This is a genomic window from Pantoea sp. RCC30.1 (genome assembly GCF_058148845.1).
In genome coordinates, this window is sequence record NZ_JBXUHX010000011.1 from 140,939 (window position 1) to 163,087 (window position 22,149).

A 22,149-nucleotide genomic window follows, 5' to 3' on the forward strand; every position below is an offset into this window, starting at 1 on the left:
ATTAAATCTCCTGTGCTGTTTCAGTAATGTCTTTCTTAATAAAACGAAGAATGAAGGCAGTCAGCAGGGCTCCGGCAGCGATGGCGACCAGGTAGCCCAGAATATTGGTGATGACATTAGGAATGAACATCACAAAGATGCCGCCGTGTGGGGCTCTGGAGGCACATCCCCATGCCATAGAGAGCGCGCCTGCAAGACCGGATCCCGCGACAATCGCCGGGATAACACGCAGTGGATCAGTGACGGCGTAGGGAATGGCACCTTCAGTAATAAAGGAGAATCCCAGCACATAGGTGACTTTGCCGGTATCCCGCTCCAGTACGGTAAATTTGCGTTTAAACAGGGTAGTGGCGAGCGCGATACCCAATGGCGGCACCATACCGGCTGCCATACAGGCGGCAATAGGCTCATAAATGCCGGTCGACATCAGACCGATGGCAAACATACAGACGGTTTTATTCAGTGGCCCACCCATATCAAAAGCCACCATCATCCCAATTAACAGACCCATAATGGCAGCATGGGTGTTACCCAGATTTTCAAGGAATGAGGTGAGGGCATCGAGCAACAGCTTGATCGGCGCACCGACCACCAGCAGCATTAGCGAACCGGTAACCAGAACGCTGAGCAACGGGACAATCAGGATTGGCTTCAGACCGGCAACCGCTTTGGGAAGGTTGACATAGCGGATGATGAGCAACGTGGTATATCCCGCCAGGAATCCCGCCAGCAGTGCCCCTAAAAAGCCCGACTCTGTCTGGATAGCCAGCATCCCGCCAACGGCCCCCGCAACCATCCCCATGTTGCCGCTGATCGATTTACTGATCCCCAGCGCCAGGATGGGTAACATCAGGGCAAATGCTGCCCCGCCGCCAATATCGGCCAGCATCTTCGCAACAGGATTAAAATCAGGATCGCCGGGTGTCGCAGCCGTTATCCCGAAAGAGAAACTGAGAGCAATTAAAATCCCCCCTGCCACTACAAACGGAATCATTAAATTAACACCCGTTATGAGGTGGACATAAACCTGTGAAAACGGTGATTTTTTCGTATCAATGACAGGCTGCGCCTCTCCCTGACTGACTTCCCGATGACGTATTGGTTTTAATGTCCCGGAGAGGATTTCATCAAGTAATCCTGCGGTGTCTCTGACGGCGCGTGAGACGGAAACCTGAATAACGTTCTTATTATGGAAGCGCGATAGATCGATGACTTTATCGGCTGCAATTAAAACCACATCGGCTTCCTGAATGTCTTTGTCAGTTAAAATATATTCACTTTCAACGGCGCCCTGTGTTTCAACACGTAAATCTATCCCTCTTTTACTGGCATTCTTTTTTAGCATGGCTTCTGCAAGGTAAGTGTGTGCAACGCCTGTCGGGCAGGCGGTAATTGCAATTATTTTCATAATAATTTCCTTATGAAGAGATTATTAACCACTGCTGATAATTAATGGGCAATCAGGCGTAAACACTGCGTTCTGACCCAGGGGGATGTCGGAGCGTGGTGTCATTGTCATGCCGATAAATAAACCTCCGGAGGCCAGTTTCTATTGATGGCTTAATTATTTCGAAAGGTGATAAATAAATAAGAGATGTAACTTTTATTGAATAAAGATCCTGTGTCAGTCGATGGCGGTATTATATGGGCATGTTTGTCAATAAACGTACCTTTGAGAAAATAAAACAATATGATAAGGGTGTTTTTGGAGGGAAATATTATCAGACTGATCGTCCTGTTAATTCTTTGACGATATCTTTTTACATGAAAAACCAAAAGATAAATGAATCCCAAACGGAAAACATTTATTCAGCGTCAGGAAGATTAACGGAGGGGGAAGATGCGTACCGGATGAGAGCGTTGTGCCTGAATGACAAGTCATAAGCTCGTCCGGGCTTATCTTTGTGTTTGCAGGAGTGCCCAGACAACAATCCCAAAGCCTTGCCGGAGATCGAAACGCCTGATGACAAGCGTGCCGCTTAAATCAGGCACAACTGAAACGACAGTGTACAGCGTGGACCTGCAGACAGGGCAGCCAGCCTTATTGACGCAAGGCTGGCTGCTCGCCGCATCTTTACGGCAGGATTAAAACGCCGGGTGACTGTTAAAAGCTTTCCCAGCTGGCATCTGCGGAGGCGCTGACTGGCGCGCCGGGAACGACACGCGGTGCTAAAGCAGGTGCGGCCCGGCTGACGCTGTTTTGTCCGGGAGAAAGACGGAACACGGCCACCGTTTTTTCCAGTTCGTCTGCCTGAGATTCCAGTGAACTGGCAGCAGCGGAAGACTCCTCAACCAGCGCGGCGTTCTGTTGCGTGGTGGTATCCATCTCGGCCATTGCCGTTGCGATCTGAGAAATGCCGCGGTTTTGCTCATCAGATGCGGCAGCAATCTCACCCATAATGTCTTTAACCTGGCTGACAGAACGGACGATCTCATCCATGGTGGTTCCAGCGCGTTCCACAAATTCAGAGCCGTCATGAACCCGATCCAGTGACTCGCTGATCAGCGTCTCGATCTCCTTAGCGGCCAGCGCGCTGCGCTGTGCCAGATTTCTGACTTCACCAGCAACTACCGCAAACCCTCGCCCCTGTTCACCGGCGCGTGCCGCTTCAACCGCCGCGTTAAGCGCCAGGATATTGGTCTGGAAGGAGATGCTGTTGATGACATTAATGATTTCGCCGATTTTGCCTGAACTCTGGCTGATGCTGTTCATGGTGACGATAACGTCACGAATGATCTCGCCCCCGCGCCCGGCATTCACCGACGCATCGGTCGCCAGCTGACTCGCATGGTGGGCGTTCTCCGCATTCTGTTTCACCGTAGAAGAGAGTTCTTCCATACTGGCAGCCGTCTGAACCACGGCGGCAGACTGTTGTTCGGTACGGGATGACAGGTCGGTATTGCCCGCTGCGATTTCCGCGGAAGCACGCGCCACGCTGCTGACGCCATCACGCACATTAGTGATGATGTTCTGCAGGCTGATATTCATTGCATCCACCGCCTGCATCAGCTGACCTAACTCATCGCCACGTGTGGTTTTCAGGGAGGTGGTTAAATCACCGCTGGCAATACGTTGCGCGGCGTTCAGCGTCTCTTTCAATGGCAGCGTAATGTTGCGGGTAATCCGCCAGGCAATCAGCAGGCTCAGGATGACACAGGTCAGTGCGGCAAACGCAATGCGCCACTCCGCCTGTTTGATAAATTCAGCGGATAACTGGGACTGGAAGGCAAAGGTATCGCCTACCGCCGCATTGAGACGCTCCGCCGTGGTGCTCAGGCCCGCAGATTGCCCTTTTTCTTTCTCTGTGGCATCAACATAGCGCGTCAAGGGCTCGCGCTGCTGTGCCAGCGTGCTGATCACATTCCGCGTGACCTCGTTGATATTGGGCTGGGCGAAACTGTCCAGTTGCTCACTCAGGGTGGTGATCGCAGTATATTCCTCAATAACTGCATTTCTGCTGGCCTCAGACGGCTTATCGAGAAAGGCTTTTTCAACATTGGTCGCATCAAACAGCGCAGCGGCCATGTGCATGACCGGCAGCGCCGCATCGGGTGTCAGAGCCATATCGAGTGATTCAAACTGATGCGCAAGCGCAATCAGGGTGCCCGGTTTAATGGCATCAAAGGCAGCGGATGTTGCCTCCGCAGACGCCACGAATTCCTCACGCTGGTTCTTATATTCGTTAAACAACTGACCAATCAGCGTGACTTTCTGCTGACCCATCTCATCCCATTTGAATCCTTCCAGCCGTTTATAAAGGGCATCTAACTCCTTCAGGGCCTGGACGTTCTGCGTGGCAAATTTAGGATCTTTGGTGTACTGGTAGAGGGTGCGATTAAGGCGGGCCTTGCTTAAGGTGTTCACCATCTCCACGGTAACTGTGCGCCGGGCAGAGTTGTCTTTAATACTGCGAAAACAATCGAAAGCGATAAAGGTAATGGCAAGGGAGGCAGCAATGACGATGATAAAACCAACGCCCAGTTTTTTCCCTATCTTAATATTGGAGATGTGTTGAGCAAGACCCATGAGGTTCACCTTTAATGAGGTTTCAGAAATAGAAAAAAGGAATTTAACTAATCTAAGATGATCTTCTTATCGACCAGGAGGGATGAATCTTTAATTTTATTTATGATTTCATGCCCCGCTAATTAATTCATCAGAAACTATTCTGGTAAGCAATCATCGGGTTTTACATCAGGAGTTTTAATACTTAAGGATTTGAAAAAATTACTGTTTTTTCTGTGTGTTGTTTTTTTTTTGAAATTATATGAATATTTGTTGATCCTGATCACATCTAAAAAGTCGTGGCTCGTAGTAACGCTTACTGTTGAAATGAATGATTTTTCATGGATAACTATTCAATAGTGCTAAACCAACCAAAAGCATTGCACAGGCATAAATGTCAGAGCCAAATATCGTGACTGAATTTGCTGCATAATCACTGCTACCGATTACGGGTCCTATCCGATAGAGTAGAAATTCGACTCTTAATGGTGAGCACAGCCAATGCCAGATTACTGTTTTTATACTCAGGGAAAACAGACCGTTGCCCTGGCACGATCAGACGTGAACCGCGCCGCTGATCTGCTGGCGCAGGGATATAAGAAAGAGGATGAGGAAGTGCATGCCGCTGATGAAAAGCAGGCTGCTGCGCGCTTTGCCGATATCAGAAAAAACAATGCGATTGATCGACATAACTTTCTGGCAGGTGCGGGCACGATGCCGTGGATCGGGGTGCTCACAGCGTTGGCTGCCTTTCTCTTCTGGCGTAAAAAATAGTCCTGATTCCAGGCAAATTTTCAGAAAATAATCGACCACTATCCAACTTTAACCGGGCACCGCATGAACACAGGACGTTTTGTCCGGGCGTTACCTTAAAAGGACTTATATGAAAACGATCATTCTGATACTGCTCTCTGTTGCTTTAGCAGGCTGCACGCCTCTTTCTCCCCGCGAATGTGAGAAAAAGACGGCGCTTGAAACCTGCAGCTTTAAGCGATCAGGTAAAGTAGGGGACAAGGATATTTATGGGCAGCAGGCGTCGGGCATCAAGAAAGCACTGGATGCCGCGCTGTCAGAGCCGCACGCCTGGAATGGAAAACGCTGTAATGCCCATCTGGATTTTAAAATTGATGGCACTTTGGATAATTTCATCGTCAAGGGGGGCGACAAAGATTACTGTAATGCGCTGATAGAGGCGGCAAAACACGCCAGATTCCCGGCGTTCACCGACCAGCATGTTTTCGATGTGATGGGATCAGCTCGCTGGAATATGGAAGGTCAACCCTGATCCTGGCTAAGTTCGTTTGATCATAAGTCCCGCCATCTCAATCGCGGGCCTTTCATATCTCACAGATAATGAAGTCACGTTGCTGTAATCTCTCATTTAATGCACTGCCCTTTAGCGGCAGAACCGCGATATCTGGTTAAAACGCCAAAAGCCCGCCCGGCGAAACCAGAGCGGGCTTTATTGACCGTAATACCCCCATTAACCCAGCTCACAGCAAATCAGTTACAGCTCGCACATGAGTGAAGGTTTTGTGCAAGCTGTCACAGACAGAACGGAACCTATCTCTGGCATTTCATCAAACACCCATGCATCCAACATTCCCCCGCATCACACTCCATTATCGCTTTACGCCTATATAGCATTTAACCTATATTGATAAGGAGATCCCGTGTGGATGATTAAAACGACGGAACGGTTTGATTGCTGGTTTACGTTGCTTAATGACAGCGACCGCGCCTGCGTGCTGGCGGCATTAATGGTGTTGAGGGAAAAGGGGCCGGGATTAGGCCGACCTTATGCGGATACGCTCAAAGGCTCCGCTTATATCAACATGAAAGAGTTACGTATTCAGAGCCGCGGCGACCCCATCCGCGCTTTCTTTGCTTTTGACCCGAGCCGCACGGTGATTGTGCTTTGTGCCGGCAATAAGGTGGGCAATGAAAAACGCTTTTATCGGGAGATGCTTCCGGTTGCGGATCGGGAATTCACACACTGGCTGAACACCTTTAACCATGAGGAGTAACGTGATGGGCAGAACGCTGGAACAACTTATTGCGGATGAAAAACCGGAAGTCGTTGCTGAAGCACAGGCAATGGCGACGGATATCTTGCTCAACATTCACCTTGCCGAACTGCGTGAGAAAGTGCAGAAAACACAGGTGGAAATGGCTCAGACGTTGGGCATCACCCAGCCTACGGTGGCAGGCATGGAGAAGCAGGGGCGTGACCTGAAGCTCTCCACGCTGAAACGCTACGTCAATGCAGCCGGGGGTAAGCTGCGGCTGGTGGTGGAGCTGCCGGACGGCTCGAACTACGGATTCGTGGTGTAAGCCACTCAGGCGGAAAAACCATCCCGCCCTAACTGAAAGCATCAATGCAAAAAGCCCGCTCAGGTTTCCCTGAGCGGGCTTTTCATATCATGGTGAGTCTGGTCAGTTCGACAAACGCAGGAAAAATGACTTATCAAAAAGGGTTACGATGTCTGATTGACCGGATTAGGGGTGAAAAGCTGGCAATAATTAAGATCTCGTTAATTATGTATCTCACTCGTATTGATAAATTCGATAGCTGTATCGAAATTATTCGCTAGAGAGAGATCCTTAACTGTTCTAATAATGGTAACGCCAGCAGAGATGAAGTTAAAGATAAGAAACATACACTGCATGTAAATAAAGAGTATTTGAGAAAATGTCTCCAGCGTCCGTATTGACAGCATTTCTATCTTTCGCCTGTTTCAGGGTGACGGTTCAAAGACTCTGCTATTTAAAGTCGATGTGATAAAGCAAAATTATAAAGGGCTTTCTAAATGTTTATTCGACCTCTCAAGTTAACCCAGCATGTTGATGTGCAAGGACCTGAAAATGCGCCAACCTTGGTGCTTCTGCATTCGCTAGGGACAGATTTGCATCTCTGGGATTTGCAAATGCCACGTTTGAGTGAACGTTATCGCGTTGTTCGGCTGGATATCCGCGGGCATGGATTAAGTGCGGTCGATTCTTTGGAGTTTTCGATGTCAGATTTAGCCGATGATGTCATCGCGGCTCTTGATTATCTTCATATCAACACGTTCTACGTGGCCGGAGTTTCGATAGGGGGAACAATAGCGCAATGGATTGGCTTCAGGATCCCAAAACGCGTACAGGGTATGATTATAGTGGATACGGCTCTGGTAAATGCTGCACCACCAGCACTCTGGCGAGCCCGGGCTGAGGATGTATTTCAGCACGGTATTGAACATCTCGAAATGGGTATTTTAAGTAAATGGGTAACCCCTAAATTTATCGATTCCCCCTATGCTGATGGTATGAAACAGATGCTACGTCGGACGACGGTCGAAGCGTTCGCGGGTTGCTCTTATGCTATTGCCAATACCGATCTAACCGATATGAATATTTCAGGGGTTAGGGCAGTAGTACTAAGAGGAAGTGAGGATCAACTCACACCGCCGGACTTTGCGCAGCGCCTTGCCGAAAAGCGAAATGCACAATTGCATACCCTACACGGAGCTGCACATCTGCCCAATTTTGAACAACCTGAAGCGCTGACTAATGAAATTATCTCGTTTATTGAGACGAGTAAATGATATTAAAAATACTCGGCAGAAAGTCTGATGCTTAGTGAGTTCAAATGTACAGGGTTAATGATCACCTCTGTCCTGAAACTCGGTAAAAAGTCTGGATAAGAAATGGAAAAAATAATATGAATCGTCGAATGTTTATTGGCGGAGGGCTGGGTCTGTGCACGGGAGCGATAATAATTCCTCCCTTATTCAAAGGGGTAATCAGCAAGAATGATCTACTAAAAATGGAGCTTGAGTGCGGAACAGTAACAATGCGTTTATTTTCCGACATCGCCCCCGGGCATGTAGAACGTATTAAAACACTGGTACAGGCCGGGTTTTATGATGGCATGCCATTTACGCGTGTCATAGAGGGTTTTATGGCCCAAACCGGTGAACCATCAAAAGAGATGCGTTTAAACCACCGGAAATTACCTGCCCTGGCAGCAGAATTTAGTCGTTTGCCGTTTGAGCGTGGCACTCTGGGTATGGCCAGGTCACGACATCCGCACAGTGCCACTCATCAGTTTTTCATTACCACTGCCAGAGCCCGTTATTTAGAACAAAACTATACGGTATTTGGCAAAGTGACAGATGGTATGGAGTTAATAGACCAGCTTCAATATGGGCACAGTGATACGGGGTCAGTTGTGAATCCTGAGTTAATAAAGAGCATAAGTTTCGCGACAGCAGAGTAGGTCAAATGAAATCTGCGGGCTTAATATTCATACGGAGAATCGATTAAGAATGCCCAGTATCACTCTTTACACATCTGAAAGGCATCGGTTAGATGCAGAATCATATACAAAATTTTCAACGGCTTTAGTAGCTCTTGTAAAGGAGATGTTGAAGGCGAAAGAAAATAATATTCACATTAGTTATCTCATTTCAGAGATAGGTTTTGGCACACCTATTTACTTTGAAGTACGGCTTAGACAGGAGCTTTTCCGTACGACATCCCTTATGGAGAAATTCATGCATGAGGTGGATCTGTTAATTAAGGAGTGGACGGGTATTCCAGCAAGGATTCGCTGTTTTTCTTTTGACGCGAGTAATATTTATGGAAAGAACTAAGGAGCATAACATGAAAACCAGTTTCCCTACAAGAGATCTGGGGGATATAAAGGTGAGAGCAATCAGCGATGGATATCTTGACGTCGGTTTTAACATGCTTTCAAATGTTGATGAAAAAGAGTGTGAGCGAATTCAACGCGAAGAAAAAATTAATGAACTGAACGCTGTTCATATAAATACCTTTTTAGTTAGCCGTAATGGGAAAAATTTCCTCATTGATAGTGGAGCCGGTGGCGTAAAAGGCTGGGGCGGCAAGTTAGTTGCTAATCTTGGCAGTCTGGGCATACAACCACAGGATATTGATGCTGTTCTTCTCACACACGCGCACCCTGACCATATTGGCGGGTTATTGAACTCTGAAGGTGAGGCTGTGTTTAGTAATGCGGATTTAATTATAAGTAGCAATGAATTTGATTATCTTGAAGATGACGAAGTTTTTTCCTTAGTAAGTGACAGGATAAAGGGTAATTTTCTTTTGGCGCGAAGTATATTTAAAAAGTATCAGAAAAAAATTCGTCTCATCGATCAAGGCGAGGTGTTTCCTGGTATTTTTGCAATCCCGTTAAAAGGTCATACCCCTGGCCACACTGGTTACCGGATTGAAGGTGAAAAAAATAGTCTTTTTATTTGGGGGGATATTGTTCATTTTCCGCATATTCAACTGAGAAAACCAGAGGTGGCAATAGCCTTTGACTATGATCCACAAATTGCGGCTGAGACGCGTGCGCGAATACTTGATGTGGTAAGTTCAGATAAGATTCTTGTCGGCGGTATGCATTTCGGTGAACGAGGTTTTGGCTATATTGAAAAATGTGAGTCGGGATATCGCATCATCAATAATGATTAGGTACTGACCAGTAAGTTAAAGATTTATAATTTTAAATAAATTATTTTATGAACGGCATCGCAGTAGTGAATGACTGACATTCAGCCCGTCTTTTTATATTGCGTTGCCGTGATTATTCCTGTGTATCGTTACCGCTATACGATCTGCTAAGAATTCTGATATATAATCTGTCTTGGGGAAAATGCTATGAATGCTGACATAAACAAAAAAATTAGTATTAATTCTATGGGTAGTGACTTAAATACGTTGCAGGGGAATATCTTCATCCCGAAAGAAAAAACAACTTTGCAGCTTAAACTGCCTTCGCTTACCGGCAGCAGGTTTTGGGCTGCATTGCTGGTTTTTTTATTTCACTCATCGCTACCCAGCGACCTCGCGCCATTTTCAGACCCGACTATTCAGCATTTATTTACCATGATTGTAGGTAAGGCGGGATGGCTCGGTGTTTCATATTTCTTTATTTTGAGTGGGTTCATTATGGTGTGGTCTGCGAAAAATCATGACACTGCGGGGGATTTTTATCTGCGGCGATTCGCAAAGATTTATCCTACTCATTTTCTGACCTGGGTTATAGCACTTATTATTGGTGCAATGAGTATATATCAGTATAAGTTATCGTTTTCTAATCTCTTTTTATTGAATACTTGGGTTGATGATGTGCATTATTTTTTTATAGGTAATCGACCGAGTTGGTCTTTGTGTATTGAAGCGATGTTTTATCTTTCCTTTCCCTTTATTTTCAAAGTAATGAAAGCCATACCTGAAAAGTATGATTTACGCGCATTAATCATTGTTACCGCAGCATCCTTATTGGTTCAAAGCTGCATATATTTTTGGGTTGAGCCGAACCATTTAATGGGGGCATTTCCAATTTCGCAACGCCATTTTTGGGTTTCATATATTTTTCCGCCTTCACGTATATTTGAGTTTATTGCTGGCATGTTTGCAGCCCGATTGCTGATGAACGGAAGAGCATTAATCCTCACGAAAAAAGTTTCATTTACTCTGCTTGCAGTTACGTACATGGGTTCCATGTATCTTCCTTATCAGTTCAGCATGAGTGTGGTTTTCATAATTCCTGTTTGTTTAGTGATCATTTCGATGGCGGCTGATGACTTAAAAAATAGAAATACCCCCTTAAACACGAAAACATCCGTGTGGTTAGGCGAAATATCTTATTCATTCTATATGGTGCATTTTCTTGTGCTTTTTTATTTTTTAAATCTGACAGATGGCAGAAAATATGACCTTGCCGAAGGTATTGCGCTTATTGCTGTTGCATTAGTTCTCTCGGTGTCGTGTGCCTCTTTTTTATATAAATACTTCGAAGTCCCCATGATGAAGCTGATACTGGAAAAGTGCAGGGCTAAGAGGCTAGGCATTCTGCCTGAATCTGTGTGAGGTGATAGAGAACATAAAACATGGGGTCATGAACTTAAGGGGTAGTTTAACGGCGAGCAGGAGAAAAGTGCAAATGTTGTATGCATGCTCTCCTGCTCTCTGTTTGTTACAAACTTTCCTAACAGGATGAATTTTAAAAATTAAAAATTCAGTAGCCGATATTATTTAATCGGGGATCCTGAAAAACTGAATTCATAACACCTCTGAATTTAGTGCCATCCATATGCGCTGAGTCAGTACGATAAACAAGCTCTATCTTGAAATCATTGAACTGGCCGTTGAGTTCATGGATTTTTATTTTACTTTGTACTTCACTACTGATTGAGCAACGTAGTACGAGCGATACGCCTTTACCAGCAGCAATGCTGGAGAACAGAACAGGGTAGGATCCACATTCAACAACGCGTTTAGGCGTGATTTGGCCCTCATTAAACAGAAAGTTGTAGTTACGGGTAGTCGTTGCGCATTTTTTACTACTCAGTAAAAAAACTTCTCCGTCCAGAACAGAGAGATCTTTTATTTCCGGATAGCTCTTCTCTGTAATAATAACAAGCTCACTTGAGAGTAGCGTTGAACGTGCGTGTTGCGTATTAGAAAATCCCGCTCCAATGATAACTGCATCAAACTCATTCTGTTCAAAAGCATTCAGCAAACTGATTGTGTTCCCAATTGAAATATCTATATTCCATCCCAGATCATGGCCAAGATCGATGAGTGAACTCACAATGTAGGGAGGTAAACACTCTATAATGCCAATACGTATGTTCAGTTGACTATTTTTTGAGTGCGAAATGTTGTTTTTACAATCATCTGCAAGATTTAATATTTTAAGCGCATACTCATAGAGTATCTGACCTTGTGCAGTCAGTGTGCAACCATCAGCTTTTCGGTCTAACAAAGTCACATCCAGGTTATCTTCCAGGCTCCTGATTCGGTGAGAAATGCTCGATTGCACTCGGTTAAGACGTTCGGCTGCCTGGGTTATGTTCCCTGTCTCCACGACTGTCACGAATGCAAGAAGTTCGCTTATCTTCATTTGAAACCTCATGCTTAAAATTGGTTTATCATCACAACAATTATTTATATTCTGTATTAATTAATTTGTCACCATGTTTACCACTTCTGTCTTAGAGAGAAATACACAAAGGGGGTTGCATTTTCAGATGGGAACGACGGCGTTATACACGGGATAGATATTAATCCTGGTTTGAAAGATTAAACGACAGATTCTGCTTTTATTTCGCCTTTTAATTCATTCTCATTTCCCTGACCTTCAGGCCTGCCTCAGATCTTATAAATATTCTGGTGGGCATCAATATTTTCGATGATCGCCTCGGTTTTATTCACTGGTTTTTTTATGCCATGACAATTACGATTTTAATAAGACGTAATGAGTAATCCTATATAAATCAATGAATTGTCAGTTTCTGTAAATTTCATTTAGTCATTGCATTAGGGTATTAATTATATTTAAGAGCATTCTTATTCATGTGTGGGGTGAGGTATGGGTTGTGCAGATTTTGATGAGGTAATGGTGCAACTGGTTGACTATGCCTATGAGCAGTCAACTTTTGATGATGAGACTTTACGTCTGGCACGTTATTGCCTGCTAGATTCGATAGGTTGCGCGATCGCTGCCGCTACTGATTCTGACTGTATGAGGCTGATGAAGGGTGCACAGTTCAGCAAGAATCGTGAAGGTGTGCCTGTAGCCGGTACGGCATTAAGACTAGGACCTGTTGAGGCCGCTTTTCATATCGGTTCAATGATTCGCTGGCTGGAGTTTAATGATACCTGGCTTGCTCAGGAGTGGGGACATCCATCGGATAATCTGGGGGCTATCTTGGCCGCCGCCGCCTGGCATAGCCTGGATGAAACCAGTCAAACCGTCGTTGATATGACAGCGATCCTGAATACGATGATTCGTGCCTACGAGATTCACGGCGTGTTATGTCTGTCGAACTGCTTCAATGCATTGGGGATTGATCATGTGGTATTGGTTAAAGTGGCTTCAGCTATTGCCTCAGCACAACTGATGGGCCTGTCGAAGGACCAGGCGTTGAGTGCGCTTTCTAACGCTCTCATCGACGGGCATTCGCTCAGAACCTACCGGCATGCACCCAATGCGGGAACACGCAAGTCATGGGCTGCGGGTGATGCTACGGCGCGAGGTCTGCAGCTGGCTCTTTTCGCTCAAACCGGAGAAATGGGTTATCCCAGTGCGCTTACAGTCAGTCGCTGGGGATTCGACGAAGCTGTTTTAAGAGGCAAGCCTTTTAATCTGTCGCGCAATTTATCGGATTTTGTCATTAAGAACATCTTATTCAAAGTGCCTAACCCCGCTGAATACCATGCCCAGACAGCTGTTGAAGCAGCCATTAATCTGCGAGCACGCTTACTGGCCGCAGGCTTCACCTCTGAAAGCATTGAGTATGTACGCGTTGAAACAACTCGACCGGCAATTCAGATCATCGATAAATCGGGCCCAATGAAAAACTCTGCGGATCGCGATCACTGTCTCCAGTACATGGTCGCTGTGGGGCTTCAAACCGGAAACCTGACTATTAAAGATTTCCACGAACCGCTTGCCACTGATCCGCAACTGGAAAAACTGCGGTTAAAAATTACCTGCACGGAACGCCCTTCATTTACTGAGAGCTATTACGATCCTGAGAAACGCGCCATTCCTAACGCCCTCTTCCTGAAATGTTATGGCATGGACGAAGAGCTTACAGAAACCATCGAATATCCGCTCGGCCATGTTCGTCGTCGTGAAGAGTGTTTCGACGCGCTGTTAACGAAATTCCATCTGAATTTGTCAGACAGCCCATTACGTGGCCGATCCCATATTTTGTCCGAGACCCTGATTTCCGAAACAAAGCTGGATGCCATGTCCGTTATCGACCTCCTGAAGATGTTTTCCTGGGATTAGGTCGCCTCTGAAACACATTCAATTAATCATTAAGCAGGGAGAAGTGAAATGAAAAAAGCAATACTGGTTGGCTGTGGAGCGGAGATAGGTGCAAACCTTCTTATTCAGAATAATCCGGAGAAAGATGGTTTTGCTATTCAAACAGTCGTGACTAATCCACCTTCCCTCGATAAACATTATCCTGAACTGCGCCCTATTGATGGAATCGTGGCACGATTGGCAATGGCATATCCCGGCATACAATCCCACGTATCTATTGTCAATAATGAAACGCTGCGTATCCATGAACGCGAGGTCCACTTTTTCTTTGGCGATCTTGGCAAAACGCTTCCCTCAGAAATAGGCCGCTTCGATATTGGCTTTATCGCCACCAGTAAGCTGGACATGGATAGGGATAGTCCTGTTGCCCGTAACATGCAGGAACTTGCGGACGTAGTTCTGGGCGTTGCAGAGGCCGACCAGTTGCCGAGTATCTATGGTTGTCTGGAAGATCTGACTCGTGATGATATCAATACAATAGAACGTAAAGTCGTCGACTCGGGTATGTATTGCCTGGGTTCCTGTCAGACCAATGGGATGCATGCCTCACTGCGCATACTTATTGATGCGCTAAGGGCCATCCACTGTAATGCTTCGCATATCCTTTCGGTGGAAACCGATATTGTGCATCCGGATACACCAAACGGTGTGCTCGGTACCCGTTCATTTGAGGGACGCTTGCAGGATGCACGAGATAATCTCCGTCCGAGTTTCTCACAAATAGCCATGAGTCAGGATAAAGTGATGCCCTGGGCACCGTTGGTGAATACAGTTTCATTACGCGCACCTGTGCATGCGCCTGGATATCAGATTAACCGTTTCATCGTCAAAGATGCTGGAGCATTAACCATCAGTCTGATTGAAGAGGCAGTTGACAGGGTTAACGGAACACATCCCCATGTTGCAGAAGCATCGCGAACGCCTCTGGGTAGCCGTGCCTATGCTTTTGAGCGTCGTTGCTCAACCATTCTCAGCGATCACAACCATTTGCTAATTCTCAGACCTTCCTATCTGGCAAGCCAGAATTTGAGTGAAATTATCATCCAGTCATTTGTTAACAACACTGTCGGTTACAGCGCTGTTGTCCGTGCCGTGGCACGGAGTATCGCATCAGGCCAGCCCGTTGCCACTTTCCGGGGGATTCAAAAATGACACGCTCTCATACCGTAGACTTCTTGAGTTCAGGCTTTGTTGTTAAGACAGCTATGTCCGAAAAGTTTAATGGAAAGCTGAAAGCAGAAGTCGAACAGATCCGTGCATTACACGATATTTACCCGGAACTCATGGTGCCGGTATTACATGATGGGCTGGCTGCAGGACGGCAATTCTATATTCTTGAAAAGATGGATTCCCTGCCGTTATCCAGAATCGTATTTGATGATCAACGCTCGTTGGCTGGGCGCCGTATTATCGTAAGGAACACACTGGAAAATATACAGAAGGCAATTGGTCTGGAATCAAAAACCTCGTCGGCCAGGACATACGATATGCCTTCCAGATTACTGGATGAGTGGGAAGGCACACGTTTCGCACATGACTTATTTGATAAACAAATTTTTCTTAATGGTGCGCGGTTCACTATCACTGCCCGCGAAGTCTATGAAAAAGCGGCCGAAATGGCCCGGATAGAAGAGTTCAGATCGGTTGAAAAAGCCCATTTCAATTTTCATTTCGGCAATGTGCTCTATAACGAGGAGCATGCTCAGACACGATTTATTGATCCGGACTTTTCAGTACGTGGTCTGGATCCACTTTTTGGCTTCTCCCGGTTTGCTTTTTCGTTCTGGCATGAGCTTGCGGCAGAAATAAAAGATGCTGTCAAAGTGGTGCCCATGGCTGATGCATTGATGTTTGTACTGGCTAAGCCAGATTACGGAAATATTCTCATTGAAATCCCGGAGTTGGGAGGCATTTCAGGTCTGCTGCCGTTGATGGGGGAAAGTCTGCGGAACCGATTCTACGTACTCACCACCTACTGTTTCCTGAGGAGCATACGCATCAATGGCAGTAAACAGTCCTGGAAAGCGCCTCGATCTCCTGTCGTCGCTAGCCCTGAAGAAGTCCTGATGCTTGGCCTGCTGACCTACCTCGAAGGAACAGTGGCTGAGGCGGCAAGCCTTTGTGCATAACAGACACTCACTTAAGGATATACGGCATATGTCGTTGGTTAGCAGTAGTACCTTAGAGCAAGGTTTTGACACGCCCAGACGCTATCTGGCGGCTGCGGCCATTCTGATAGGTGTTGTCATGGCAGCGCTGGACAGCTCCATTGTCAACATTTCCTTACCCTCTATTGCTGAGGCATTACATGTAGATTCAGCGTCGGTCATCTGGGTAACTAACGGCTATCAGGTTGCCAGTGCTGCAACAATGCTAATCTGTGCATCTCTTGGATCACGAATAGGGGAGCGGCGCTTCTATACAGCGGGAATGGTATTATTTACGCTAGCATCGTTGGGTTGCAGCCTCTCTTCAACCTTCGGCATGCTGGTCGCTATGCGGGTACTTCAGGGGGTGAGCTATGCCGTTATGATTAGCGTGGGATTGGGTCTCTATCGGGTTATTTTTCCACCAAATGCGTTAGGAACCATTTTAGGGCTTAATGCGCTGGCTTTTGCGGTGGGTACGGCCATCGGCCCTGCGTTAGGTGGCCTGATTATCTCCAGGCTCGACTGGCCCTGGCTGTTCTATATCAATATTCCATTGGGTGCACTTGCCATAGTGTTCGCGATCATCTCACTTGGCATTGATACTGAACGTGAGAAAGGCTTCGACTGGGCAGGCGCTGTCACTTCAGCGGCGGCTCTGGGCCTGATGGTTATTGCTGTCGATCAAATCGGGCGTTGGGATAGCCGTATACTTATATTATGCGGCGTTGTCTCAATAGTACTGATCGCTATCTTTCTCAAGGCGCAAACGCGATCTAAACATCCATTACTACCTCTGGATATATTTCATTCCCGACGATATTCATTCGCTGTCGTATCTTCATTTTCAATGTTTGTCGCTCAGGGGATGGCATTGGTAGGTTTGCCTTTTGTACTACAGCATGCCTATCACTATTCTGTACTGGAGTCAGCCTTCATCTTTACGCCCTGGCCGATTGCGGTTGCAATCTGTGCCCCTGTTGCTGGCAGACTGTCAAATCATTTAAATCCTTCCCAGATATCGACAGTGGGCGTGGTGATCTTTTGCATAGGTTTAGGATCACTTGCAATGCTACCCGAGGCAGCCACGATAAATGATTTCCTATGGCGTGTAGCAGTATGCGGAACGGGTTATGGACTCTTCCTGCCACCGAATAATAAAGAGATGTTTTCAAACGTTGCCGCGAAACGAACGGTAACGGCGTCAGGTCTGTTATCGACTGCCCGAACCGCAGGACAATCTATTGGTGCAGCGCTGGTTGCGATGGTTATAGCATTATTAAACGGATTAACGGATGGTGCAGATGCAAAGTTCGCCGTTTATCTTTTTGGGCTGGCCTGCCTCATCTCAGCACTCTCGTCCCTTACAAGCATGCTGCGTCTCCATAAATGATTTGTTGAATTGAATAATAGTCATAGAACGTGACATAGGAAGGCATGAAAACGACAAGGGTGCAGATGCAGATTCTGGTTTGATATCGTTCTTAGGATTCAGGGTTAGTGAACTGCCGGACGGCTCGCAGTACGGATTCGTGTTGTAAGCCCCCCAGATGTGAAAGTAACTGAAACATCAATGCAAAAAGCCCGCTCAGGTTTCCCTGAGCGGGCTTTTCTAATTCTGGCTCCTCTGACTGGACTCGAACCAGTGACATACGGATTAACAGTCCGCCGTTCTACCGACTGAACTACAGAGGAATCGCTTGAACGGGGCGAATATTAACGGCGCTGATCCCGCTTGTCAAAGCCCTGTTTACTGAATTGCGTTCAGATGCTCGTAAAAGCAGCGGATTGGTGATTTTTACCTGATTCTGATGGATTTTCAAACTGCCAACAGGATCTCACTTTGCGGGCATTTCTCAGCAGATGTTAGAGGCATGTCAAAGTTTTGTTGTTTGCCGATGTTAAAACAACCGTTTCAGTGCTTTTATGATAAAAATTTCAAAACGTGATTATATGGAATAAATAAACTGCTTATCATCACGGTCGTCATTATCGTCTGAAAGTGAAACGCTATTTTGAAGTTAACTGTTTGCAGATCAAGTGATTGTGAAAAGGAGTGGTCGATCACAAAAATAGTCAGAACATGAAGTCTTACCTCAAATTTCCCGAAACAGACGCCAGACAGGCTGGGTGAATGTAAAAGATATTTTTCATTCGCAGTCACAGCCGCTGAGCAAGTTAACAAATAAGAAGGGTCCCTATGAACATTAAAAAAACGATTGTCGCCTCACTGTTAGCCTGCATGTTACCTGCCGCGGTTATGGCAAAAGATATCTCCGTTGGCGTCTCGATGGCGCTGTTTGATGACAACTTCCTGACGATTCTGCGTACCTCAATGCAGAAAGAGATGCAGAAAGATGGCGTCAAAGGACAGGTTGAGGATGCAAAGGGCGACGTTTCACAGCAGCTGCAGCAGGTACAAAACTTTATCGGTCAGGGTGTTGATGCACTGATCGTTAACCCGGTCGACACCAACGCGGTGAAACCGATTATGGATCAGGCGAGCAAAGCGGGTATCCCGCTGATCTTCGTAAACCGCCGTCCAGGGGCTGAGCTGACGGGCAAAATGGCCTATGTCGGTTCCGATTCAGAACTGGCCGGACGCTTACAGATGGAAGCGCTGGCTAAAGCGATGAACGGAAAAGGCAACGTCGCCATCCTGATGGGTGACCTGGCGAACGAAGCGACCCGCGACCGTACCAAAGGCGTGGAAGAAGTCGCGGCTAAATTCCCTGGTATCAAAATCGTTCAGAAACAGACTGCCAAATTTACCCGTAACGACGCGGTGGATGTTGTCAGTAACTGGATGACGGCCGGTGATCAGATTAATGCCATCGCCTCCAACAACGATGAAATGGCAATCGGTGCGCTGCAGGCGCTGGGTAAAAACCCGGATAAAATCCTGATTGCTGGCGTCGATGGCACCCCGGATGCGCTGCAGATGCTGAAGCAGGGCAAGATGGTCGCCACGGTGTTCCAGGATGCGCAGGGCCAGGGTGAAGGCGCGGTGCAGACGGCGATCAAACTGGTGAAAGGCGAGAAAGTTCAGAAAATCATCAACATCCCTTACCAGCTGATTACCAAAGATAATATGGAACAGTTTGCTAACCGTAACCTGAAATAATTGTACCCGACCCAGCTGTACGGAGGTGATGTATGAACGCGTTTGCGCTTGAAGCCGAAGGCATCAGCAAGTTCTTCCCTGGCGTTAAAGCCCTCGACAATGTGTCGTTACGGGTGCGTCCGGGAACGGTACATGCCTTGATGGGCGAAAATGGCGCGGGCAAATCCACTTTAATGAAGTGCCTGATCGGGATGTATCGTCCCGATCAGGGCACGATTAAAATTAAAGGGGAGCCAGTGCAGTTTCAGGACACCATGGACGCGTTGCGTTCCGGCATTTCAATGATCCACCAGGAACTCAATCTGGTGCCTTACATGACCGTTGCTGAAAATATCTGGCTGGGTCGTGAGCCGATGAGATTTGGTTTTGTCGATCACGCCCGACTTAATCAGAAGACGCAGGAACTGCTTAACCGCCTGAATATCCGCCTGAAAGCCGATCGGATGGTGGGCGAGCTGAGCATTGCGTCGCAGCAGATGGTCGAGATTGCCAAGGCGGTCTCCTGGGATTCAGATATCGTCATCATGGATGAGCCGACCTCCGCGCTGACCGAAACCGAAGTGGCGCACTTGTTTACCATCATTCGTGACCTGCGGGAGCAGGGCAAAGCGATCATCTACATCAGCCACAAGATGGATGAAATTTTCACCATCACCGATGAAGTCAGTATCTTCCGCGACGGCACCTGGATTGCCAGCGATCAGACGGCGAAATATACCCGCCAGTCGCTGATTACCCAGATGGTAGGCCGCGAACTGACCCAGCTGTTCCCAAAATTCAACAACGCCATCGGGGAAGAGGTGCTGACGGTTCGCAATCTCACCTGCAAAGATCGTTTCACCGATGTCAGTTTCAGTGTGCGTCGGGGTGAAATCCTCGGCGTCGCCGGACTGGTCGGTGCCGGTCGCAGCGAGGTGATGGAGAGCCTGTTCGGCATGGAGAGCTTCGATAGCGGCGAGATCTTAATTGATGGCGTGCCGGTGACGATCGATTCACCTTCAACGGCGATTGAAAAGGGCATGGCATTTCTCACCGAGGACCGTAAAAAGTCCGGGCTGTTTCTGGTGCTGTCGGTGATGGAAAACATGAGCATCGTCAACATGCCGGAGTACAGCGGCAAAAGCGGTTTTGTCAGCCATGTGAAGATGGCGCAGGACTGCATGGACCAAATCCGTCGGCTCAATATCAAAACGCCGACCATGGATCAGATCATCAACAACCTCAGCGGCGGTAATCAGCAGAAGGTTCTGATTGCCCGCTGGCTGCTGGCACAACCGAAGATTTTGATTCTGGACGAACCGACGCGCGGCATTGACGTCGGTGCAAAGGCGGAGATTTACCGCTTGATCAGTGAACTTGCCAACCGTGGCGTAGCTATCATCATGGTCTCTTCTGAACTGCCGGAAATCCTTGGCATGAGCGACCGGGTGATGGTGATGCACGGCGGGCGTATAACCGGCATCCTCAATAAAGAAGAAGCCGATCAGGAAACCATTCTGTCGTTGGCATCCGAGTGAGGCGCGAGACCACTATGAGCAATATGAAAGCTACTGCCACCCCGGCAGCCCCGCAGCAACCCTCTTTTTTTGCCAGCCTGCGTCATAAATTGCCGAAAGATACCGGCATATTCGTGGTGATGGTGGGGATTGCGTTAATTTTTGAAATGTTCGGCTGGTATGTGCGTGACCAGTCTTTCCTGCTCAACACCAACCGCCTGATTCTGATTGTGCTGCAGGTGGCAATTATCGGGATCATCGCCGTCGGCGTGACCCAGGTCATCATCACCACCGGTATCGATCTCTCCTCCGGTTCCATCATTGCTCTGGCGGCGGTGGTGGCCGCGAGCCTGGCGCAGACCTCTGACAGTCTGTCGCCGATGTATCCGTCGCTGGTAAATATGCCTGCGGTAATCCCTATCGCGGCCGGGGTTGGTGTTGGTTTGCTGGCGGGTGTGGTCAATGGTGTACTGATTACCCGTACCGGTATTCCGCCATTCATCGCCACGCTGGGCATGATGGTGTCGGCACGCGGTCTGGCGCAGTATTACACCCAGGGCAACCCAATCAGCTTCCTTTCCGACGGCTTTACCTCAATCGGTCAGGGCGCAATGCCGGTGGTGATTTTCCTGGTGGTGGCACTGCTGTTCCACATCGCCCTGAAACATACCCGTTACGGTAAATATGTTTACGCCATTGGCGGCAACATGACTTCGGCGAAAGTCTCCGGTATCAACGTTAACAAGTATCTGATCATCGTCTACACCATAGCTGGTGCGCTCTCTGGCCTGGCGGGTGTGGTACTGGCGGCGCGTGTCAGCAGTGGCCAGTCGAGCATGGGGATGTCCTACGAGCTGGATGCGATTGCCGCAGCCGTTATCGGTGGCAGCAGCCTGATGGGCGGTGTGGGCCGTATCACCGGCACATTAATTGGCGCAGTGATCCTTGGCCTGATTAAAAGCGGCTTTACCTTCGTGGGTGTCGATGCGTACATTCAGGACATTATCAAAGGGATGATCATCGTGGCTGCGGTCTCTATCGACATGCACCGTAACCGCAAAAAACGTTAATCAGCAGGCGTTGCCTTCTTCCGCATGCGGGAGAAGGCAACGGTTGCTTTTTACCCGCTCATATCCGCCAGCGATAAGAAACCCCGCTGATAACGTTTACATTTCCCACCCTCTTCTTCACGCTTCGCTTCAGGCCCGGCAAGCCTTCATCAGGTGCAATGCGTTTCCACTGCACTAAAACTGTACAGCCTGTCATCACTTTTCTGCACGTCTGACTCGCAGCGTCTGCACTGTCACAGTGCGTCTGACACTGTCACTCTATCTGTTCAGGCATTCCTGATGCTTATTAACCCTTAAGAGGTAATCAGAAACGCTTATTTTCCGGGCCGTTAGGAAAAATCTGGCTGATGGATAGCGGGAGTCGTTTAAACCTGGCCTGCATTTTGCAAAATCTCTGTTATCAGGGCGATGGGATCAGACCCATTTCGCTATTCGGGGTGAGTGACGGAG

The 22,149-nt window shown here is 47.5% G+C and carries 19 protein-coding genes and 1 tRNA gene; 16 read left to right on the forward strand and 4 right to left on the reverse strand.

Annotation, left to right across the window (positions count from 1 at the left end; genetic code table 11):
- Position 1 precedes the first annotated feature (1 nt).
- Positions 2-1,408: a PTS fructose transporter subunit IIC gene (locus AC2LB6_RS12090; protein ID WP_490093685.1), complete on the reverse strand. Its 1,407-nt coding sequence runs from the start codon at positions 1,406-1,408 to the stop codon at positions 2-4.
- Positions 1,409-2,104: 696 nt separating this feature from the next.
- The gene (locus tag AC2LB6_RS12095) at positions 2,105-4,027 is read right to left on the reverse strand and encodes a methyl-accepting chemotaxis protein (protein ID WP_490093686.1); all 1,923 of its coding nucleotides are present in this window, start codon (positions 4,025-4,027) and stop codon (positions 2,105-2,107) included.
- Between the two features lie 480 nt (positions 4,028-4,507).
- Between AC2LB6_RS12095 and AC2LB6_RS12100 the strand changes: the two genes are divergently transcribed.
- The 9 genes from AC2LB6_RS12100 to AC2LB6_RS12140 all read left to right on the forward strand — a co-directional run bounded on the left by AC2LB6_RS12100 (position 4,508) and on the right by AC2LB6_RS12140 (position 10,891).
- Positions 4,508-4,780, forward strand: a complete 273-nt coding sequence (locus AC2LB6_RS12100; protein ID WP_490093687.1) for a hypothetical protein — start codon at positions 4,508-4,510, stop codon at positions 4,778-4,780.
- Positions 4,781-4,889: 109 nt separating this feature from the next.
- Positions 4,890-5,291 carry a cell envelope integrity TolA C-terminal domain-containing protein gene (locus AC2LB6_RS12105; protein WP_490093688.1) on the forward strand — a complete coding sequence of 134 codons (402 nt, stop codon included), beginning with the start codon at positions 4,890-4,892 and terminating at the stop codon, positions 5,289-5,291.
- A gap of 388 nt (positions 5,292-5,679) precedes the next feature.
- On the forward strand, positions 5,680-6,033 hold the full coding sequence (locus AC2LB6_RS12110; RefSeq protein ID WP_490093689.1) for a type II toxin-antitoxin system RelE/ParE family toxin: 354 nt from the start codon (positions 5,680-5,682) through the stop codon (positions 6,031-6,033).
- Between the two features lie 4 nt (positions 6,034-6,037).
- Positions 6,038-6,340 (forward strand): transcriptional regulator ProR, encoded by a 303-nt coding sequence (gene proR, locus AC2LB6_RS12115; RefSeq protein ID WP_490093690.1) that lies wholly within the window; start codon positions 6,038-6,040, stop codon positions 6,338-6,340.
- A 476-nt stretch (positions 6,341-6,816) separates the two neighbouring features.
- Positions 6,817-7,593 carry an alpha/beta fold hydrolase gene (locus AC2LB6_RS12120; RefSeq protein WP_490093691.1) on the forward strand — a complete coding sequence of 259 codons (777 nt, stop codon included), beginning with the start codon at positions 6,817-6,819 and terminating at the stop codon, positions 7,591-7,593.
- Positions 7,594-7,709: 116 nt separating this feature from the next.
- Positions 7,710-8,267, forward strand: a complete 558-nt coding sequence (locus tag AC2LB6_RS12125; RefSeq protein WP_490093692.1) for a peptidylprolyl isomerase — start codon at positions 7,710-7,712, stop codon at positions 8,265-8,267.
- A 49-nt stretch (positions 8,268-8,316) separates the two neighbouring features.
- The gene (locus AC2LB6_RS12130; protein ID WP_490093693.1) at positions 8,317-8,643 is read left to right on the forward strand and encodes a hypothetical protein; all 327 of its coding nucleotides are present in this window, start codon (positions 8,317-8,319) and stop codon (positions 8,641-8,643) included.
- 10 nt (positions 8,644-8,653) lie between these two features.
- Positions 8,654-9,490, forward strand: coding sequence for an MBL fold metallo-hydrolase (locus AC2LB6_RS12135; RefSeq protein ID WP_490093694.1), 837 nt, complete (start codon positions 8,654-8,656; stop codon positions 9,488-9,490).
- Between the two features lie 186 nt (positions 9,491-9,676).
- Positions 9,677-10,891: an acyltransferase family protein gene (locus AC2LB6_RS12140; protein WP_490093695.1), complete on the forward strand. Its 1,215-nt coding sequence runs from the start codon at positions 9,677-9,679 to the stop codon at positions 10,889-10,891.
- 148 nt (positions 10,892-11,039) lie between these two features.
- Here AC2LB6_RS12140 and AC2LB6_RS12145 read toward each other — a convergent pair whose 3' ends face one another.
- A complete protein-coding gene (locus tag AC2LB6_RS12145) occupies positions 11,040-11,927 on the reverse strand; it encodes a LysR family transcriptional regulator (RefSeq protein ID WP_490093696.1) in 888 nt (295 codons plus the stop codon).
- Positions 11,928-12,395: 468 nt separating this feature from the next.
- On the opposite strand from AC2LB6_RS12145, the gene AC2LB6_RS12150 reads away from it, so the two are divergent.
- The 4 genes from AC2LB6_RS12150 to AC2LB6_RS12165 are packed head-to-tail and all read left to right on the forward strand — an operon-like array spanning position 12,396 to position 17,402.
- A complete protein-coding gene (locus AC2LB6_RS12150) occupies positions 12,396-13,823 on the forward strand; it encodes a bifunctional 2-methylcitrate dehydratase/aconitate hydratase (RefSeq protein ID WP_490093697.1) in 1,428 nt (475 codons plus the stop codon).
- A gap of 48 nt (positions 13,824-13,871) precedes the next feature.
- On the forward strand, positions 13,872-15,014 hold the full coding sequence (locus tag AC2LB6_RS12155; protein ID WP_490093698.1) for a hypothetical protein: 1,143 nt from the start codon (positions 13,872-13,874) through the stop codon (positions 15,012-15,014).
- A complete protein-coding gene (locus AC2LB6_RS12160; protein ID WP_490093699.1) occupies positions 15,011-15,991 on the forward strand; it encodes an aminoglycoside phosphotransferase family protein in 981 nt (326 codons plus the stop codon). The genes AC2LB6_RS12155 and AC2LB6_RS12160 overlap by 4 nt, the downstream gene beginning before the upstream one ends.
- 28 nt (positions 15,992-16,019) lie before the next feature.
- Positions 16,020-17,402: a DHA2 family efflux MFS transporter permease subunit gene (locus AC2LB6_RS12165; RefSeq protein WP_490093700.1), complete on the forward strand. Its 1,383-nt coding sequence runs from the start codon at positions 16,020-16,022 to the stop codon at positions 17,400-17,402.
- A 226-nt stretch (positions 17,403-17,628) separates the two neighbouring features.
- Here the strand turns inward: AC2LB6_RS12165 and AC2LB6_RS12170 are convergent.
- Positions 17,629-17,704 (reverse strand) — tRNA-Asn (locus tag AC2LB6_RS12170).
- 505 nt (positions 17,705-18,209) lie between these two features.
- Here AC2LB6_RS12170 and AC2LB6_RS12175 point away from each other — a divergent pair.
- Genes AC2LB6_RS12175 through AC2LB6_RS12185 form a run of 3 tightly spaced genes read left to right on the forward strand, consistent with a single transcriptional unit; the run spans position 18,210 to position 21,699 of the window.
- Positions 18,210-19,133 (forward strand): sugar ABC transporter substrate-binding protein, encoded by a 924-nt coding sequence (locus AC2LB6_RS12175; RefSeq protein WP_090959767.1) that lies wholly within the window; start codon positions 18,210-18,212, stop codon positions 19,131-19,133.
- 32 nt (positions 19,134-19,165) lie between these two features.
- On the forward strand, positions 19,166-20,650 hold the full coding sequence (locus tag AC2LB6_RS12180) for a sugar ABC transporter ATP-binding protein (protein ID WP_490093701.1): 1,485 nt from the start codon (positions 19,166-19,168) through the stop codon (positions 20,648-20,650).
- A 23-nt stretch (positions 20,651-20,673) separates the two neighbouring features.
- On the forward strand, positions 20,674-21,699 hold the full coding sequence (locus tag AC2LB6_RS12185) for an ABC transporter permease (protein ID WP_175501452.1): 1,026 nt from the start codon (positions 20,674-20,676) through the stop codon (positions 21,697-21,699).
- Positions 21,700-22,149 lie beyond the last annotated feature (450 nt).